Origin of the sequence: Pseudomonas sp. M1 (genome assembly GCF_022760135.1) — a bacterium.
GTDB classification, from domain to species: Bacteria; Pseudomonadota; Gammaproteobacteria; order Pseudomonadales; family Pseudomonadaceae; genus Pseudomonas; species Pseudomonas citronellolis.
Map to the genome: position 1 here is coordinate 6,933,794 of NZ_CP094343.1, position 18,632 is coordinate 6,952,425.

An 18,632-nucleotide genomic window follows, 5' to 3' on the forward strand; every position below is an offset into this window, starting at 1 on the left:
ACTTACTCCCAGGAAGCGGCTTTTTTGGCTTGCGATTCGGCGGAGGCCTCGCGCTGCGAGGCGTCCTGGTATTCGACGTATTTGCGTTGCGTGGCGATGTGCCCGGCGATGTGCTTGGCGTCGTGCCACACGCCCCAGATGAACGACGAGCCCCGGCGCGACAGCCACGGCAGGCCGACGAAGTACACGCCCGGCTCGCGCGACACGCCGCGCTGGTGCTTGGGCTTGCCCTTGTCGTCGAAGGCGTCCACCTGCAGCCAGTTGAAGTCCACGGCATAGCCGGTGGCCCAGATGATCGAGGTGATGCCGGCCGCGGCCAGGTCCAGCTCCAGGATCGGGTTGCGGATGCACTCGGCGTCCGGGTAGACGCGGCGCGCTTCCGGCTCTTCCGGCAGGTCCAGGCCGTTGCGCTCGATGTAGGCGTCGGCGGCGTCCAGCAGGTCGAGGTAGTTCTGGTCGCCCGCCTGCAGGTTCTTCACCAGGTCTTCCTGGAAGCTCACCTTGCCGCCTTCGAAGGCCTTGGTCAGGCCGACCAGGGTGATGCCCTCGTTGGCCAGGCGGCGGAAGTCGATGGTCTCGCCGCCACGGGCGCCGCTTACGGCGATGGTCACGTGCTCGCGGCCGGGCTGCACTTCCTCGGCGTCCCACAGGCCGAGCACGCCCAGCCACCAGACGAAGTCGCGGTTGCGGTAGGAGCGCGGCGGGCGGTCATGGGCGCCCACCGAGAGGAACACCCGCTTGCCGGCGCGGTTCAGCTCGTCGGCGATCTGCACGCCGGAGGAGCCGGCGCCCACCACCAGCACGGCGCCTTCGGGCAACTGCTGCGGGTTGTAGTACTGGGCCGAGTGGATCTGCTGGATGCGCTCGTCCTTCGGCGCGATGGCCGGGATCACCGGGCGCTGGAACGGGCCGGTGGCGGAAACGATGCGCAGCGCCTGCAGGGTGCCTTCGGAGGTTTCCACGGTGAAGCCGGGGCGGCCTTCGTTGCGGGTCACCTTCTTCACTTCCACGCCGGTGCGGATGGGCGCGTTGAACTGCTTGGCGTAGGCGACGAAGTAGTCCGCCACCTGCTCCTTGTGCGGGAACTCGTCGGGGCCGACGGAGAATTCCATGTTCGGGAAGCGGTCGTGCCAGGCCGGGCCGTTGGCCACCAGCGAATCCCAGCGGCCGGTGCGCCAGGCTTCGGCGATGCGGCTCTTCTCCAGCACGATGTGCGGCACGCCCTGGGCGGTCAGGTGCTCGCTCATGGCCACGCCGGCCTGCCCGGCGCCCACCACGAGGGTGTCGGTTTCAATGCCATCGAGCGATTTGCCGGCGGGCTTGCCGAAGGCGGTCTGGTTCGGATCGGCCATGGGGTGACTCCTCGGACTCTGATCGTTGTTGTTCTGCGGTCGCGACTGTCCACCGCGTGTTGGCCGCATTCTGTTCAGACCCGGGCATTAGCGAAATTATGATTTTTGTAGTCGCAGGCTAGGGAAAAGCTGTGGGCCCGCGAGCCACGGGCCGCGCGGGGCGGCGGGGAGGGGGTATAGGTTTTTGCGTGGCAGGGGCGACAAATTCGATTCGTGCGCATTGGGGGGCAGTCGTAGGATGGGTTGAGCGAAGCGATACCCATCACCGTGGCCGCATGGGTTTCGCAGGCTCAACCCATCCTACGCAGAGCGCCTCGGCGCAGCCGGCAAGGGCTTTGAATCAACGGCTCTCCGCCACCGCCTCCAGAAACCGCTCCAGCACCAGGTTCGGCCGCCGTCCCTTGCGCGTCACCACCGTCAGCGGGATGTCGTAGTGGAAGCGCTCCGGGCGCAGCGCGCGCATGCGGCCCTGGGCCACCCAGTCGGCGGCGTAGTGGTCGGGCAGGTAGCCGATGTAGCTGCCGGTGAGGATCAGGAAGGCCATGCCCTCGCGGTCCGAGGCGTTGGCGCTGGCGTTCAGCTCCTGGTGGCGCTCCTGGGCCTCGGCGGGGATGCGGTAGCTGGGCGCCACCGCGTCGCAGGCGTGGATTTCCGCCACCGTGATGCCCGCGTCCTCGCGCTCGAACAGCGGGTGCTCGCGGCTGCAGAACAGCAGCGACCGTTCGTCGTACAGCGGCGAGTACTCCAGCCCCGACAGCGGGCTGATGAGCGGCACCACGCCTATATGCAGGCGGCCGTCGAGCACGCCCAGCTCGATCTCGTTGGGCGTAGTCATGCCGATGTTGATGCGCACTCCCGGGCCGCTCGCCTTGAGCGCGCGCAGGGCGTGGGTGATGCGCATCTGCGGCAGGGTCACCAGGTTGTTGATGATGCCGATGTTCAGCTCGCCGCGCAGGTGCTGGTGCAGCTCGTTGACCTCGGCGCGGAAGCCCTCCAGCGCCGCCAGCAGCGACTGGGTGGCGCGGTACACCTCGCGGCCCTCGTCGGTCAGCGCGAAGCCGGCGCGGCCGCGCTGGCACAGGCGCATGCCCAGGCGCTTCTCCAGGTCGCCCATGTGCAGGCTGATGGCCGAGCGGCTGATGCCCAGGGTGCTTTCCGCGGCGGAAAAGCTGCCGCACTCGACTATGGTCTTGAAGATGCGCAGCAGGCGGATTTCGAAATCGCTGACCTGGCCCAGGGACGGGCTGCGGGTTTTCGCCATTTTTGTTTTACCGAATCGAAACTGAACGTGAGAAGAATAGGCTTTAACTCACGTTAAGTCAGGCCCAATCTTGAGCCATCGCAGCAGGCGTGACGCGGCCTGCGCGCCCAACAAGACAGTCGTCGAGGACGAGTTCCATGAACCAGCAAGTGAACGTAGCGCCGTCGGCCGCCGCCGACCTGAACCTGAAGGCCCACTGGATGCCCTTCAGCGCCAACCGCAACTTCCACAAGGACCCGCGCATCATCGTGGCCGCCGAAGGCAGCTGGCTGGTGGACGACAAGGGCCGGCGCATCTACGACAGCCTGTCCGGCCTGTGGACCTGCGGCGCCGGTCACTCGCGCAAGGAAATCGCCGACGCGGTGGCCAAGCAGATCGGCACCCTCGACTACTCCCCGGGCTTCCAGTACGGCCACCCGCTGTCCTTCCAGCTGGCCGAGAAGATCGCCCAGATGACCCCCGGCACCCTGAACCACGTGTTCTTCACCGGCTCCGGTTCCGAGTGCGCCGACACCTCGATCAAGATGGCCCGCGCCTACTGGCGCATCAAGGGCCAGGCGCAGAAGACCAAGCTCATCGGCCGCGCCCGTGGCTACCACGGCGTGAACGTCGCCGGCACCTCCCTGGGCGGCATCGGCGGCAACCGCAAGATGTTCGGCCCGCTGATGGACGTCGACCACCTGCCGCACACCCTGCAGCCGGGCATGGCCTTCACCAGGGGCGCGGCCGAGACCGGCGGCGTCGAGCTGGCCAACGAACTGCTGAAGCTGATCGAACTGCACGACGCTTCGAACATCGCCGCGGTGATCGTCGAGCCGATGTCCGGCTCCGCCGGCGTGATCGTGCCGCCGAAGGGCTACCTGCAGCGCCTGCGGGAAATCTGCGACGCCAACAACATCCTGCTGATCTTCGACGAAGTCATCACCGCCTTCGGCCGCATGGGCAAGGCCACCGGCGCCGAATACTTCGGCGTGACCCCGGACATCATGAACGTCGCCAAGCAGGTCACCAACGGCGCCGTGCCCATGGGCGCGGTGATCGCCAGCAGCGAAATCTACGACACCTTCATGAACCAGAACCTGCCGGAGTACGCGGTGGAGTTCGGCCATGGCTACACCTACTCCGCGCACCCGGTCGCCTGCGCCGCCGGCATCGCCGCGCTGGACCTGCTGCAGAAGGAAAACCTGATCCAGCAGTCCGCCGAGCTGGCGCCGCACTTCGAAAAAGCCCTGCACGGCCTCAAGGGCGCGAAGAACGTCATCGACATCCGCAACTGCGGGCTGGCCGGCGCCATCCAGATCGCCGCCCGCGACGGCGACGCCATCGTGCGCCCGTTCGAAGCCAGCATGAAGCTGTGGAAGGAAGGCTTCTACGTGCGCTTCGGCGGCGACACCCTGCAGTTCGGGCCGACCTTCAACGCCAAGCCCGAAGACCTCGACCGCCTGTTCGACGCGGTCGGCGAAGCGCTGAACGGGGTGGCGTAAGTGAGCGAGCGTCCCAAGGCCGTGCCGACGGTGCAGATCGACAACGACAAGGTCCTGGTCACCGAGTGGCGCTTCGCCCCGGGAGCGGAGACTGGCTGGCACCGCCACGGCATGGAATACGTGGTGGTCCCGGTGACCGGCGGCGAACTGCTGCTGGAAACCCCCGAGGGCGAGCGGCGCGCGCCGCTGGTCCTGGGCCAGAGCTACACCCGCCAGATCGGCACCGAGCACAACGTGATCAACCCCTGCGACCACGAAGTGGCCTTCATCGAGATCGAGCTCAAGCAACACTGAGCCCGCGGGCCCGCGCGTAGGCATGCCGGTTCGGCCGGGCTTACCCTGGCCGTCCCGGCGAGCCTCGCGGCCCACCCAACACACCGAACAATCCCCCTCTCCCGCTTGCGGGAGAGGGCTGGGGAGAGGGGCTCTTCAAGCTCCCGCCCTCCACCCACTCAGCGAGAAGAGACAAGACGATGACCATCATCAAGCACCTGATCGGCGGCGAGCTGATCGCCGACACCGGCCGCACCGCCGACGTCTTCAACCCGTCCACCGGCGAGGCCGTGCGCAAGGTCCCGCTGGCCGACCGCGAAACCATGCAGCAGGCCATCGACGCCGCCAAGGCAGCCTTCCCGGCTTGGCGCAACACTCCGCCGGCCAAGCGCGCCCAGGTGCTGTTCCGCTTCAAGCAACTGCTGGAAGCCAACGAAGAGCGCATCGTCAAACTGATCAGCGAAGAACACGGCAAGACCATCGAAGACGCCGCCGGTGAACTCAAGCGCGGCATCGAGAACGTCGAATACGCCACCGCCGCCCCGGAAATCCTCAAGGGCGAGTACAGCCGCAACGTCGGCCCGAACATCGACGCCTGGAGCGACTTCCAGCCCATCGGCGTGGTCGCCGGCATCACCCCGTTCAACTTCCCGGCCATGGTCCCGCTGTGGATGTACCCGCTGGCCATCGCCTGCGGCAATACCTTCATCCTCAAGCCGTCCGAGCGCGACCCCAGCTCCACCCTGCTGATCGCCGAACTGTTCCACGAAGCCGGCCTGCCCAAGGGCGTGCTGAACGTGGTGCACGGCGACAAGGGCGCGGTGGACGCGCTGATCGAAGCCCCGGAAGTGAAGGCCCTGAGCTTCGTCGGCTCGACCCCGATCGCCGAATACATCTACAGCGAAGGCACCAAGCGCGGCAAACGCGTGCAGGCCCTGGGCGGCGCCAAGAACCACGCCGTGCTGATGCCCGACGCCGACCTGGACAACGCCGTCAACGCGCTGATGGGCGCCGCCTACGGCTCCTGCGGCGAGCGCTGCATGGCCATCTCGGTAGCGGTGTGCGTGGGCGACCAGATCGCCGACGCCCTGGTGCAGAAGCTGGTTCCGCAGATCAAAGGCCTGAAGATCGGCGCCGGCACCTCCTGCGGCCTGGACATGGGCCCGCTGGTCACCGGCGCTGCCCGCGACAAGGTCACCGGCTACATCGACACCGGCGTGGCCCAGGGCGCCGAACTGGTAGTGGACGGCCGCGGCTACAAGGTCGCCGGCCACGAGAACGGCTTCTTCCTCGGCGGCACCCTGTTCGACCGCGTGACCCCGGAAATGACCATCTACAAGGAAGAGATCTTCGGCCCGGTCCTGTGCATCGTCCGCGTGAACAGCCTGGAAGAAGCCATGCAGCTGATCAACGACCACGAATACGGCAACGGCACCTGCATCTTCACCCGCGACGGCGAAGCCGCCCGCCTGTTCTGCGACGAGATCGAAGTGGGCATGGTCGGCGTCAACGTCCCGCTGCCGGTCCCGGTGGCCTACCACAGCTTCGGCGGCTGGAAGCGCTCCCTGTTCGGCGACCTCCACGCCTACGGCCCGGACGGCGTGCGCTTCTACACCAAGCGCAAGGCCATCACCCAGCGCTGGCCGCAGCGCAAGAGCCACGAGGCGGCGCAGTTCGCGTTCCCCAGCAATAGCTGATTGGGATTAGCGGCAAGAGAAAAGCCGGTCGAAAGACCGGCTTTTTTATTTTCTGGTCTCTCTCCGTTCAAGCTGAATCCAATCTAGTTGAGCTTTTGTAGGAGAGATGGACTTGTAGTGTGTGAAAAAACTCCATTCTATTTTGGCTGTGCACGGGTGCCAAAAGACATATCAACGTGCAATGCCGGTTCATCAAGGTTTATTGCAGTGTTTTGTAGTGTCTTGCGGAAAATAGATTGGTGCTGCCAAAAAGTTGGCGTATAAAAACTCACTACTCGAATATCTCCAGTAGGAACTTATGAATCGATCGGTGATCGGGGTTTTATAATTGGATTTATTCTTTCTTGAACTTTAGGAGGTGGGGTTATCAAATAGTTAGGCAATCTGTCAGGTTTGTTAATGGAACGAATTGTTCGTTATCTAAAAGTCCGGCAATTTTCATGAACTCCATTTTTTAGCGCTCGTGGGATAATTCTCTGGGAGTTCTTTTGCGCGTGATTATTGTCGCGAAGCATGTGAGGATAAATAATGAAGAGACTTATGACGGTTTACCTTATGAGCAGTATGCTAGTCATGTTGGGCCAGACCAGTGCTTTTGCTCAGGTTTATACCATTAATCATATTTATACTAATTCAAATCTCCCCTTGGAGATGACAGATGCGAAACGAGCGGATCTGGAGTTGTTGCGGATCTCTGGTATAAATACGATTTCCATATCAGGATACTCGGCTGCGGAGATAAGTAATAAGCTGGTTGTGGCCAGACGTGATGCCGCGCTTTCAAAGTTCAATTATATTTTAGATTTCGCAGGGCCTCTGCACGACACTTGGACGTATAAACTTCCAGATGTCTGTAGCCCAGGTGGATCCTATCTGACGGATGAGAACAAGGCACTCATCCGGGATATTGTTGAGCTGGCGCGGAAGAATGCGGACAAGGTGGTAGGCTATTACACATTTGATGAGCCAGTATTGACTCAGAGGAAGAGCGGAAAAGGAATTTGTAAGGAATATCAGACGCTGGTCCGGAAATACCTGCGCTCACTGGATGACGATGCTGTGAATCGTCCTGTATTTCTCGCCAATACCTCTTGGAATTTAACTGATACCGATTTCGCCAAAAGTATGAGCAATGATGCTCAGGATGTCATGTTCTGGGAAGAATATGATCTCAACCAAGCAGTCCTCACGGATGGATTTCAAAAGCTAAAGCGCAACAATTTTACCAAGCCACTGATGCATACCTTCCCGGCATACAACATTTCTTCTTGCACGGCGGAGGACCTGAAGGGGGCTGGGCAGAATGCACTGGAGGGAGCAATAACCAGTGTTTATGGTAACTCGCCGCTGGCAACGAGAGGTATTTCCTACTTTTCCTACTGGCCAGGGAAGAAGCCGGACTTCAATTATGCCGCAGATAATTGCCCGAGCATTATGAGGTCTGTTACCGAGCATATAAGATCCCTCGCCGATCTGGTGGCCACCCGTATCGACATAGACCCGGAAACTCCCGTTGTTGGTCAGCCGGTCAAGATGAGTGTGGAGGTGAAAAATGTTGGCTCTAGGGCGACCGGTTCTCAGATTCTTGGCGTTGTAATGCTGGTGGATGATGTATGCCCGAGTACGGGGTGCTATTGGGGGATACTTGACCAAACTTTGCTGCCGGGTCAGTCGCGTATGGTGAAAATAAATGGAAACGGTAATTGGCTCGCCACAGCCGGTAACCACAAAATTACAGCCTGGGTAGAGGAAAGCCGTAATCTGATCGAAGCCAATCGAGACAATAACTTCCTGAACAAGGAAGTAACTGTTTACGCTCCACCGACGATGACACTCGATGTGAGTCCTCGACAGATCAAGGCAGGACAGACAGTGACTCGTGTATGGACATCACAGAACACGACTTCCTGCTATAGCAAGACAGGTACCCCCTTGCTACATCCGGAGCTTGGGAAACAGCTCCGATCTATGCTTCGAATACTTATCAGATTTCCTGCCGTGGTCCTGGTGGTTCGGTCACTCAGTCGGCGGACGTTACCGTCATTCCTTGAAGTGGAATTTTCATCGAGTAAGGCCGAGGCCACAAGCTAAGTATTGGTGTAGAGGTAGAGGGTATGAGCCGGTCGAATGGCCGGCTTTGCTCACGACCTGGAACAGACCATTGGCGATGTGTGGCGATCATGGGCCACTATCCTCCGCCATCACCGAGTCATGTCGTGGGGAAGATGCGTAGAAATCTACAGCCGATGCGGTTCTGCTCATGCGGAATGGTCGTAGGCGGGCTTGGGTACGCCCTCTTTTCACATCCATAACACCCCTGTCAATTCGCTAGCACCAACTTTTTCCCCCTCCATATCAGCATTGCCTTGGCGCATTGGTTTTCGGCGAGTGCTCGTTACGGAGGGGATGATGTCTTGGGTCAGCCAACTGTCAGGGAATTCGAGATTAATCCTTACGGTCATGCGGGTTATCTTGAGTATCCCTGTTAGACAGCTAAAATCCTCGCAACTGTGAGGATTTTTCTGCTCATCGTTCTGATTGTGGCGGAATCCTCACAATCATGAGGATTCTCCATGAAGATCGATATCGACTCACCTGCCACCCTCGGACTGCTGGTGCGAGCAAGCCGCAAGGCCATGAACCTGCGTCAGGACGATGCCGCCGGCAGCATTGGCGTGAGCGAGAACTTCCTCGGCAAGGTCGAGCGCGGTGCGGAGCGTGTGCAGTGGGGCAAGCTGTTCCAGGTGCTGCAGGAGCTTGGCCTGCAGGTCTGCGTCGAGGTGCCGGAGGAGTATGCGGACTCGACCCGGGCGCAGCTGCAACGGCTTATCCACAAGGCAGAGAGCGGTAAGGAGGACTGATGGCCCGGCAGTTGGATGCCTGGATCAACCAGACCCGCGTCGGCGCCTTGGAGGAGAACAACGGCGTCTGGGCGTTCACCTATTCCCGCGAGTGGCTGGATACGCCCGAGGCCTATCCGTTGTGCCCGGGGCTACCACTTCGTGGCGAGCCTCATGTGGATGGTGCGAGCCAGCGCCCGGTGCAGTGGTATTTCGACAATCTGCTCCCGGAGGAGGGCCAGCGTCGCCTGTTGGCGGGTGCGGTGCGCCTGGCGGAGGCGGATGCCTTTGGCCTGCTGGAGCACTTCGGCGCAGAGTCGGCGGGGTCGCTCACCTTGCTGCCGCCGGGGCAATCGCCGGCTCCTGGCGAGTTGCGTGCATTGCCCGATGCGGAGCTGTCCCGGCGTATCGAGCAGATGCCCCAGATGCCGCTGGCCGAACGCGCGGCCAAGCGCATGTCGCTGGCGGGGGCGCAGCACAAGGTTGCCGTCGTCTTCGATGGGCGGGATCTGTTCGAGCCGGTTGGCAGCACGCCTTCTACGCATATCCTCAAGCCCGATCATCCGGACCCGGCTTGGGCGCATTCGGTGGTCAACGAGTGGTTCGTCATGACACTGGCCGCGCGCATCGGGCTGGAGGTACCCGCTGTGCATCGGCGCTATGTGCCGCAGCCGGTGTATCTGGTGCAGCGTTTCGACCGCCGTCAGGCGGAGGGCGACTGGGAGCGCCTGCATTGCATCGATGCCTGTCAGTTGCTCGGCCTGGACCGCGCCTTCAAGTACAACCAGGGCAGCATCGAGCGCCTGCGCGAGATCGCCAGCGATAGCCGGCCTTCGGTGAGGGCGCGCCTGGGCTTGTTCCGCTGGCTGGTATTCAACGTGCTGGTGGGCAACGAGGATGCGCACCTGAAGAACCTGAGCCTGCTGGTCACGCGCCGGGGGTTCAGCCTGGCGCCTTTCTACGATCTGCTTTGCACGGCTGTCTACGGGACTCGGGCATTCGAGCAGGAGCGCTGGCCGCAGCAGGCCGCGATGGCTTGGCCGATTCTCGGTATCGATCGCCTGCAACAGATCGATGGGGCGCTGCTGGTGGCCGCCGGAGAGGCCATGGGCATCAAGCCGGCTACGGCGCGCGAGCATGTGGCAAGGCTCACCAGGGCAGTGCGGGAGCGGGCGCAGGCGCTGTTGGCGGAGGTCGAGCGGGAGAACCAGGAACTGTCGGCCGCTCGTCCTGAACTGCGTCCTACGCTGGCCGGTGAGCTTCGCTTGCTGCGGGCCGTGGTGACGATTGTCATTGCGGAAATGGCGGCGCGGTTGGGGTAAGGGCGGTTCGCTGTCTTGCAGGCTGCGCCGAGGCGCTTTTCGTAGGATGGGTTGAGCCTGCGAAACCCATGCTGTCGTGGTGATGGGTATCGCTTCGCTCGACACATCCTACGGTGTCGTGTTTGCCGGTGGGGTAGGAGCAACTGTCTTGCGCCGAGGCGCTCTTCGTAGGATGGGTTGAGCCTTGGCGAAACCCATGCGGTCGTGGTGATGGGTATCGCTTCGCTCAACACCATCCTACGCGGCGTCATATTTGCCGGTGGGGTAGGAGCAACTGTCTTGCGCCGGGGCGCTTTTCGTAGGATGGGTTGAGCCTTGGCGAAACCCATGCGGTCGTGGTGATGGGTATCGCTTCGCTCAACCCATCCTACGAAGAGCTGGGGTTCAGCGGAACTCGGTGCCGATCAGCATCAGGATGCCTTCGCGGAAGCGCAGTACGCGGGTGGCGCCGTTCTGTGGGGGATAGGTCCAGACTTCGAAGGTCGGCCCGCCGGGGATGAACCTGCCATCCGGGCCGCGGCGGGGTGGGAGGGGGCCTATCACTTCGCGTTTCGCCGGCGCGCCGCACTTCTCCAGCACCACGTCCATCTTGTCGCCTTCGTTGATCAGCTGCGTGCCGCAGCGCAGCGTCGAGGCCTGGGCGCTGGTGCTCAGGGCCAGGCCGAGCAGCAGGGCGGCGAAGAGGCTGCGGGGTAGGGCGGTCATGGTTTTCCTCCTCGATGACCGCCTTAGCATACCGGTTCGCTCCGGCCCGGGCCTTTGACGCGGCTCACTTGCGCACGTTGCGCGCGTACAGGTCCTTGCCGCCGCTGTTGCTGCCGCCGCGGGCCTGGAGTTCGAAGCGCTTGGGGTGGCCCTTGATCAGGTCGCTGAGTTTCTTGAAGCCGTACAGCCGTGGGTCGAAGGCGGGGCGCAGTTTGCTGATGTTCTGGCCGAGGGCGCCGAGCTGCACCCAGTCTTCCTCGTCGTCGGCGATGTCGTCGAGCACCTTGGCGATGAAGTCCAGCGGCACGCGCTGGGGCTTGGGCTTGGCGGCGGGGGCCTTGGGTTCCTGGGGCTGGCCGGTTTCGGTAGGTTCGGCCGGGGTCACCGGGTCGGCGCGGAGGATTTCGGTGTAGATGAACTTGTCGCAGGCGCGCACGAAGGGGTCGGGCGTCTTGCTCTCGCCGAAGCCGTAGACCATCAGGCCTTCCTCGCGCAGGCGGGCGGCCAGGCGGGTGAAGTCGCTGTCGCTGGAGACCAGGCAGAAGCCGTCGAAGCGGCGGGTGTAGAGCAGGTCCATGGCGTCGATGATCAGCGCGCTGTCGGTGGCGTTCTTGCCCTTGGTGTAGGCGAACTGCTGGATCGGCTGGATGGAGTGGTCGAGCAGCACCTGCTTCCACTTGCCCAGTTGCGGCTGCGTCCAGTCGCCGTAGATGCGCTTGACGCTGGCCACGCCGTACTTGGCGATTTCCTCGAACAGGCCCTCGACGATGGCGGCGGGGGCGTTGTCGGCGTCGATCAGCACGGCCAGGTGCGTCTGCTGGCGGTTGGGGGTGGTCTTGATTGCCATGGGGGCTCCGATCTGGAAATTTGCATCGACCTTAGACCGGCAGCGCTCCGGGCACCAGCCCTAGCCGTTGAGACGGCGGCTATCGAAGGCGTCGCGGGCCTCGTAGACGCTGTAGGTGGCCTGGGCGGCGAGCAGGCCGGCGAGGCCGAAGGCGTGGGTCAGGCCGAAGCGGGCGAAGCCGGGCGGCACCGCCCTGGCGCCGCTGATGGCGTCGGCGAGCACTTCGCCGGCCACGGTGGTCGGCGCCATGCCGTGGCCGCCGAAGCCGATGGCGTGCCAGATGCCGGCTTCGTCCTGGCCGATCTGCGCCATCTGGTGGCGGCCGTAGCTCATCAGGCCGCCCCAGGTGTAGTCCACCTTCACCTCGGCCAGCTGTGGATAAACCAGCGTCAGGTCGCGTTTGAGCAGGGCGGCGATGGCTTCCGGGCCGCGATCGAGGATGGAGATGCGCCCGCCCCAGAGGATGCGGCTGTCGGCCAGCGGGCGGTAGTAGTCGAAGGCGAAGCGGGTGTCGTAGACCGCGGCCTGGCAGGCGATGGCGTCCCGCAGGCGCTCGCCCAGGGGCTCGGTGGCGATGACGTAGGTGGCGATGGGCAGCACGGCGCGCTCGATGGGCCGGTACAGGCCGCGGGCGTAGCCGCCGCCGCAGAACACCACCTGTTCGGCGTGCACTTCGCCGCCGGCGGTGCGCACGACGAAGCGGCCGTCGCGTTTTTCGATGCCCAGGGCTGGTGAGCCTTCGTGGATGCGCACGCCCAGGCCGGCGGCGGCGCGGGCCACGCCGCGCACGTATTTCAGCGGGTGGAAGTGGAAGGCGTTGCGTTCCAGCAGGCCGCCGAAGTAGCGCTCGGTCTTGAGTTGTTCGCGGAGTGCGCCGGGGGCGATGGGTTCCCAGTCCACGCCGTAGGCTTCCTTCATCAGGCGCCGGGGCTTTTCCAGGCGCGAGGGGTCGTTGAACCAGTTGGCGAGGATCACGCCCTGGTCCACCAGGTCGCAGTCGATGGCGTACTGGCGCGCGCGTTGGCGGATCAGGTCAACGGCTTCGAGAGTCAGGTGGTAGAGCCGCCGCGCCTGCTCGGCGCCGAGAGTGGCGAGCAGGTCGGCGTTGCCCAGGCTGTAGCCGCCGAAGACGAAGCCGCCGTTGCGGCCCGAGGCGCCGTGGCCCACGTAGTGCGATTCCAGCAGCGCCACATCGGTGATGCCGCGTTCGGCCAGGCCCAGGGCGGTGTTAAGGCCGGCGAGGCCACCGCCGAGGATGCACACGCGGGTGTCGAGGCGGCCGGTCTGGGTGGGGTAGGTCGGCTTTGCGGAGGTGGCTTCGTAGTAGGTCTGGGTGAAGGTGGGCATGGCGGACTCGTCCCTTGAGTTGTTGAACGAGTGTTTAGCCTTGGGACGGGGAGGGCAATTGAAAAATCTTCGGGTTGGGATTCCTTGGGGGACTGGAGTGCAAGGGGTTTAGAGCGCCCTCTCCCCAACCCTCTCCCTGAAGGGAGAGGGGGCTTGTCAGTGCCGAGAAAGGATTTGGTATCAGCCGGGTGCTCGGTACAAGCCGGCTAACGCCGAAACATCAGCGCGTTCCGAACGGTCCCCTCTCCCTTCAGGGAGAGGGTTAGGGAGAGGGAGCGAGGTCGAACCATCGCTCCGCGGCCTACCCGAGCGCACTCAATACTCGATCACCACATCCCCCTTCGGCACGCTGCAGCACGACAGGATGTAACCCTCGGCCACATCCTCGTCGGTAATACCGCCGTTGTGCTCCATCTCCACTTCGCCCGAGCGCTTCATCACCTTGCAGGTGCCGCAGATGCCCATGCCGCAGGCCTTGGGGATGTGCAGGCCGAGCTTGGCGGCGGCGGCGTGGACGGTTTCGCCGGGGCCCACGCGGATGCTCTTGCCGGTTTCGCAGAATTCCACGTTGTTCAGGTCGGCGGCGGGGATTTCCGGGGCCTCGGCGGCTTCGGCGGCCAGCTCCTTCACTTCCTCGCGGACTTCCGGCGGCGTCGGGCCGAAGGCTTCCTCGTGGTAGCGCGACATGTCGTAGCCTTCGGCTTCGAGCAGGCGCTTGATCGCGTGCATGTAGGGCGTGGGGCCGCAGCAGAAGACTTCGCGTTCGAGGAAGTCCGGGGCTATCAGCTGCAGCATGGCCTTGTTCAGGAAGCCGCGGTAGCCGGCCCAGGCCTCGCCCATCTCGTACTTCTCGCAGATCAGGTGGACCTTGAAGTTGGCGATGCGCGAGGCCATGTGGTCCAGCTCGCGGTGGTAGATGATGTCTTTCGGCGTGCGCGCGCTGTGCACGAAGACCATGTCGACCGAGCCGTTGGTGTCGAAGAACCAGCGCGCCATGGACATCACCGGGGTGATGCCGACGCCGCCGGAGAGGAACAGCGCCTTGTCGGTGGGGAAGTCGATGGCGTTGAAGTTGCCCACCGGGCCGTGCACCGGGACGACGTCGCCTTCCTTGAGGTTGTCGTGCAGCCAGTTGGAAACCTTGCCGCCGGGCACCCGCTTGATGGTGATGGAGAAGCTGTAGGGCACCGAGGGCGAGCTGGAGATGGTGTAGGAACGCATGATCGGCTGACCGTCGATCTCCAGCTCCAGGGTGACGAACTGCCCGGGCTTGAAGAAGAACAGGATCGGCTGGTCGGCCATGAAGCAGAAGGTGCGTACGTCCCAGGTCTCCTGGATGGCCTTGACGCAGCGCACCAGGTGGCGGCCGTTGGTCCAGGTCTGGGTGTTCACCGGGTTGAGGAAGTTGCTCGTCGACATGGTGTCTCTCCGCGCACGCAGGCCGTTTCCCGGCCGAATGGGGCAGCGCCGGGCGGGGACGCTCGCCCCGGCCTTTTCGGCATGCCTGATGGGGCCGATTGTGCGCACGCCCCGTTCCCCCCACTTACCTGCCAGCGACATTTGCATGCTTATCGCGACCTGCCGCCTGGGGCGGGGGCTGCCAGGTCGGAAACGGATGCGGTCGTGTCGCCCATGGATAAGGCACCGCAAAGGCTCGGACGCACACTGCCCCCAGCCGAAACGAAGGTAATCCACCAGAGCGCCTGACCTTCACGCCCGCCGCCGCGGGCCCCGCCCATCGGCAGGGCGGGATTCCGGAGCCACCGGAGTGCCGAAGGCCGTGAACGCCACCTTGCGTAGCGTCGAACCGTATCAGCCACCCAATTTCGCCGCCGCCGATCCCCGGCGCGGCATGAGGACCAACCGATGGACGTCACTACCACCCTGAGTCTGGGCGATCCGCTGGAACCGGCCCGCAAGGCCACCGCCGAGATGCTGCGCACCCGCGACCATTCCTTCTCGCTGCCGCAGCCGTTCTACAACGACGAGCGCCTGTTCAAGCTCGACATGCAGGAGATCTTCCAGAAGGAATGGCTGATCGCCGGCATGACCTGCGAGATCCCCGCCAAGGGCAACTTCCTCACCCTGCAGATCGGCGACAACCCGGTCATCGTGCTGCGCGGCGCCGAGGGCAAGATCCACGCCTTCCACAACGTCTGCCGCCACCGCGGCTCGCGCCTGTGCGTGAGCGACAAGGGCAAGGTGGCCAAGCTGGTGTGCCCCTACCACCAGTGGACCTACGAGCTGGACGGCCGCCTGCTGTTCGCCGGCACCGAGATGGGCGCCGACTTCGACATGAAGGACTACAGCCTCAAGCCTGTGAACGTGAAGACCGCCGGCGGCTACATCTTCATTTCCCTGGCCGAGAACCCGCCGGCCATCGATGACTTCCTGCGTACGCTCGAGCACTACATGGAGCCGTACGACATGGAGAACACCAAGGTCGCCGTGCAGACCACCATCCGCGAAGCGGCCAACTGGAAGCTGGTGCTCGAGAACAACCGCGAGTGCTACCACTGCAACGGCTCGCACCCGGAGCTGCTGAAGACCCTGCTGGAGTGGGACGACGTCACCGACCCGCGCGCGAGCCAGGCGTTCAAGGACCAGGTGGCCGCCTGCACCAAGGCCTGGGACGAGGAGAAGATCCCCTACGCCCACGCCAGCTTCGGCCTGCGCAACCGCATCGTGCGCATGCCGCTGCTCGACGGCACCGTGTCCATGACCATGGACGGCAAGCAGGGCAGCAAGAAGCTGATGGGCCGCATCAAGAACCCGGACCTGGGCTCGATGCGCATCCTCCACCTGCCGCATTCCTGGAACCACTGCATGGGCGACCACCTGATCGTCTTCACCGTGTGGCCGATCAGCGCGCAGGAAACCGTCGTCACCACCAAGTGGCTGGTGCACAAGGACGCGGTGGAAGGCGTGGACTACGACGTGCAGCGCCTGCGCGAAGTGTGGGACGCCACCAACGACCAGGACCGCCGCCTGGCCGAGGAAAACCAGCGCGGCATCAACTCCACCGCCTACCAGCCGGGCCCGTACTCCAAGACCTACGAGTTCGGCGTGATCAACTTCCTCGACTGGTACAGCGAGCGCATGCTCAACAACCTCGGCGAAGAGTCCGCCCACGCGCGGCTGGTCGCCCACGAGTAAACCCAGGACCACCCGGCGCCCCCTTCACTGGGGGCGCCTGCATTTCGGAGGGGAGAGCGTGGATAGTCTGCTGTTCTATGGCAGTTCGGTGGTGGTCGGCGGGTTGATGGTGTGGAACCTGGTGGCTTGCTGGCGGAATCGTTGAGGGCTCGGCGCTTTTCGTAGGAGCGAGCTTGCTCGCGAACAGTGCTCCCCGGCGGCTCTGGTGTGTTGGGTTGACTCCGCTCCCTCTCCCCAGCCCTCTCCCTGAAGGGAGAGGGGGCTAGGCCGTGCCGAGAGAAGTGATGGTTTCAGCCGGAAACCGACGGAGCTGCCGGCTGACTCCAGAACCCCAGCCCTGCCCAACGGTCCCCTCTCCCTTCAGGGAGAGGGTTAGGGAGAGGGCGCTCTTTCATCCTGCGCCAATTCCTTCCGGCAAACTCCATTCGCGAGCAAGCTCGCTCCTACGAAAAGCCATCGTCCCGCGAAACAGCCATCGTCCCGCGAAAAGCCATCCCCCTCATTCCCCCAGGCTCTCTAAACCGCCCCCCTCATACCCATATGCCCACCCGCGACGCCTTCGGTGTCGCGCATGTCGCCGGCTTGACGCTTTCGGTACGACCCTGGTCGTTTTCGAACCGGGCCGCCCCGCCACCCGGGGATATGCTGCCCCCAAAGCGCTGGCACAAGCCCCGGCGCGCCAAGCCTGACAAGCCTTGCCTGATATAGAGAGACGCCAGATGAGCCCAGCCGAACTTCACGCCGACAGCATCGTCATCGATGGCCTGATCATCGCCAAGTGGAACCGCGAACTCTTCGAGGACATGCGCAAGGGCGGCCTGACCGCCGCGAACTGCACCGTGTCCGTGTGGGAGGGCTTCCAGGCCACGGTGAACAACATCGTCGCCAGCAACAAGCTGATCCGCGAGAACGCCGACCTGGTCATCCCGGTGCGCAGCACCGCCGACATCCGCCGCGCCAAGCAGCTGGGCAAGACCGGCATCCTCTACGGCTTCCAGAACGCCCACGCGTTCGAGGACCAGATCGGCTACGTCGAGGTGTTCAAGCAGCTGGGCGTGGGCATCGTGCAGATGTGCTACAACACCCAGAACCTGGTCGGCACCGGCTGCTACGAGCGCGACGGCGGGCTCTCCGGCTTCGGCCGCGAGATCGTCGCCGAGATGAACCGCGTTGGCGTGATGTGCGACCTGTCCCACGTCGGCAGCAAGACCAGCGAGGAAGTCATCCTCGAATCGAAAAAGCCGGTCTGCTACTCCCACTGCCTGCCCTCGGGCCTGAAAGAGCACCCGCGCAACAAGTCCGACGAGGAACTGAAGTTCATCGCCGACCATGGCGGCTTCGTCGGCGTGACCATGTTCACGCCGTTCCTGGCCAAGGGCGTGGATGCCACCATCGACGACTACGCCGAGGCCATCGAGTACGTGATGAACATCGTCGGCGAGGATGCCATCGGCATCGGCACCGATTTCACCCAGGGCCATGGCCAGGACTTCTTCGAGTACCTGACCCACGACAAGGGCTACGCCCGCCGCCTGACGCGCTTCGGCACCATCATCAACCCGCTGGGCATCCGCACCGTGGGCGAGTTCCCCAACCTCACCGAGACCCTGCTCAAGCGCGGCATGCCCGAGCGCGTGGTGCGCAAGGTCATGGGCGAGAACTGGGTGCGCGTCCTGGCGGACGTCTGGGGCGAGTGAGCCCGGGCCGCCGACTTCCTTCGTAGGGTGGGTGGCGCGCAGCGATACCCACCATGCCGGCACCCTGCCGGCCAAGATCATCAACCGGATTCCGAGAACCGAACCATGGCCAAACACGCCCCCGAACTGCCCATCGAAGTCGACAGCGAAACCGGCGTCTGGACCACCGACGCCCTGCCGATGCTCTACGTGCCGCGGCACTTCTTCGTCAACAACCACATGGGCATCGAGGAAGAGCTGGGCGCCGAGCGCTATGCCGAAATCCTCTACAAGGCCGGCTACAAGTCCGCCTGGCACTGGTGCGAGAAAGAGGCCGAATGCCACGGCATCGAAGGCGTGGCGGTGTTCGAGCACTACATGAAGCGCCTGTCGCAGCGCGGCTGGGGCCTGTTCCAGATCGAGCAGATCGACCTCGATAAGGGCACCGCCCAGGTGCGCCTGAAGCACTCCGCCTTCGTGTACGTGTACGGCAAGGTCAACCGCAAGGTCGACTACATGTTCACCGGCTGGTTCGCCGGCGCCATGGACCAGATTCTCCAGGCCCGCGGCAGCAGCATCCGCACCGTGGCCGAGCAGGTCTACAGCGGCTCGGAAGACGGCCACGACGACGGCCTGTTCATCGTCAAGCCGCTCTGATCCACGACTTCGGCA

At 63.7% G+C, this 18,632-nt stretch carries 15 protein-coding genes; 9 read left to right on the top strand and 6 right to left on the bottom strand.

Annotated elements, in window-relative coordinates; translation table 11 throughout:
- Nucleotides 1–2: 2 nt before the first annotated feature.
- Both PM1_RS30835 and PM1_RS30840 read right to left on the bottom strand, forming a co-directional pair.
- The gene (locus PM1_RS30835; protein ID WP_009614290.1) at nucleotides 3–1,352 is read right to left on the bottom strand and encodes a flavin-containing monooxygenase; all 1,350 of its coding nucleotides are present in this window, start codon (nucleotides 1,350–1,352) and stop codon (nucleotides 3–5) included.
- A 340-nt stretch (nucleotides 1,353–1,692) separates the two neighbouring features.
- Nucleotides 1,693–2,613, bottom strand: coding sequence for a LysR family transcriptional regulator (locus PM1_RS30840; protein WP_009614289.1), 921 nt, complete (start codon nucleotides 2,611–2,613; stop codon nucleotides 1,693–1,695).
- Between the two features lie 137 nt (nucleotides 2,614–2,750).
- Between PM1_RS30840 and PM1_RS30845 the strand changes: the two genes are divergently transcribed.
- From PM1_RS30845 to PM1_RS30870, 6 genes are all read left to right on the top strand, one after another.
- Nucleotides 2,751–4,097, top strand: coding sequence for an aspartate aminotransferase family protein (locus PM1_RS30845; RefSeq protein ID WP_009614288.1), 1,347 nt, complete (start codon nucleotides 2,751–2,753; stop codon nucleotides 4,095–4,097).
- Nucleotides 4,098–4,391: a cupin domain-containing protein gene (locus PM1_RS30850; protein ID WP_009614286.1), complete on the top strand. Its 294-nt coding sequence runs from the start codon at nucleotides 4,098–4,100 to the stop codon at nucleotides 4,389–4,391.
- A gap of 179 nt (nucleotides 4,392–4,570) precedes the next feature.
- Complete coding sequence (locus tag PM1_RS30855; RefSeq protein WP_009614285.1) at nucleotides 4,571–6,067, top strand: CoA-acylating methylmalonate-semialdehyde dehydrogenase; 1,497 nt, start codon at nucleotides 4,571–4,573, stop codon at nucleotides 6,065–6,067.
- A gap of 528 nt (nucleotides 6,068–6,595) precedes the next feature.
- Nucleotides 6,596–8,158, top strand: a complete 1,563-nt coding sequence (locus PM1_RS30860) for a CARDB domain-containing protein (protein WP_009614283.1) — start codon at nucleotides 6,596–6,598, stop codon at nucleotides 8,156–8,158.
- Nucleotides 8,159–8,640: 482 nt separating this feature from the next.
- On the top strand, nucleotides 8,641–8,928 hold the full coding sequence (locus tag PM1_RS30865) for a helix-turn-helix domain-containing protein (RefSeq protein WP_009614281.1): 288 nt from the start codon (nucleotides 8,641–8,643) through the stop codon (nucleotides 8,926–8,928).
- Entirely contained in the window at nucleotides 8,928–10,229 is a 1,302-nt protein-coding gene (locus PM1_RS30870; RefSeq protein WP_009614279.1) for a HipA domain-containing protein, read from the top strand. The genes PM1_RS30865 and PM1_RS30870 overlap by 1 nt, the downstream gene beginning before the upstream one ends.
- A gap of 384 nt (nucleotides 10,230–10,613) precedes the next feature.
- Here PM1_RS30870 and PM1_RS30875 read toward each other — a convergent pair whose 3' ends face one another.
- From PM1_RS30875 to gbcB, 4 genes are all read right to left on the bottom strand, one after another.
- Complete coding sequence (locus PM1_RS30875) at nucleotides 10,614–10,934, bottom strand: DUF2845 domain-containing protein (RefSeq protein ID WP_009614277.1); 321 nt, start codon at nucleotides 10,932–10,934, stop codon at nucleotides 10,614–10,616.
- Between the two features lie 64 nt (nucleotides 10,935–10,998).
- Entirely contained in the window at nucleotides 10,999–11,781 is a 783-nt protein-coding gene (locus tag PM1_RS30880) for an NYN domain-containing protein (protein ID WP_009614275.1), read from the bottom strand.
- Between the two features lie 60 nt (nucleotides 11,782–11,841).
- Nucleotides 11,842–13,128 (bottom strand): NAD(P)/FAD-dependent oxidoreductase, encoded by a 1,287-nt coding sequence (locus PM1_RS30885; RefSeq protein ID WP_009614273.1) that lies wholly within the window; start codon nucleotides 13,126–13,128, stop codon nucleotides 11,842–11,844.
- Between the two features lie 315 nt (nucleotides 13,129–13,443).
- The gene (gene gbcB, locus PM1_RS30890) at nucleotides 13,444–14,547 is read right to left on the bottom strand and encodes a glycine-betaine demethylase subunit GbcB (protein ID WP_009614271.1); all 1,104 of its coding nucleotides are present in this window, start codon (nucleotides 14,545–14,547) and stop codon (nucleotides 13,444–13,446) included.
- A 447-nt stretch (nucleotides 14,548–14,994) separates the two neighbouring features.
- On the opposite strand from gbcB, the gene gbcA reads away from it, so the two are divergent.
- The 3 genes from gbcA (at nucleotide 14,995) to PM1_RS30905 (ending at nucleotide 18,617) form a co-directional block, all read left to right on the top strand.
- Nucleotides 14,995–16,284: a glycine-betaine demethylase subunit GbcA gene (gene gbcA, locus PM1_RS30895; RefSeq protein ID WP_009614269.1), complete on the top strand. Its 1,290-nt coding sequence runs from the start codon at nucleotides 14,995–14,997 to the stop codon at nucleotides 16,282–16,284.
- 719 nt (nucleotides 16,285–17,003) lie between these two features.
- Nucleotides 17,004–17,981, top strand: a complete 978-nt coding sequence (locus tag PM1_RS30900; protein WP_009614267.1) for a dipeptidase — start codon at nucleotides 17,004–17,006, stop codon at nucleotides 17,979–17,981.
- Nucleotides 17,982–18,086: 105 nt separating this feature from the next.
- Nucleotides 18,087–18,617, top strand: coding sequence for a DUF5943 domain-containing protein (locus tag PM1_RS30905; RefSeq protein WP_009614265.1), 531 nt, complete (start codon nucleotides 18,087–18,089; stop codon nucleotides 18,615–18,617).
- The last annotated feature ends 15 nt before the right edge of the window (nucleotides 18,618–18,632 follow it).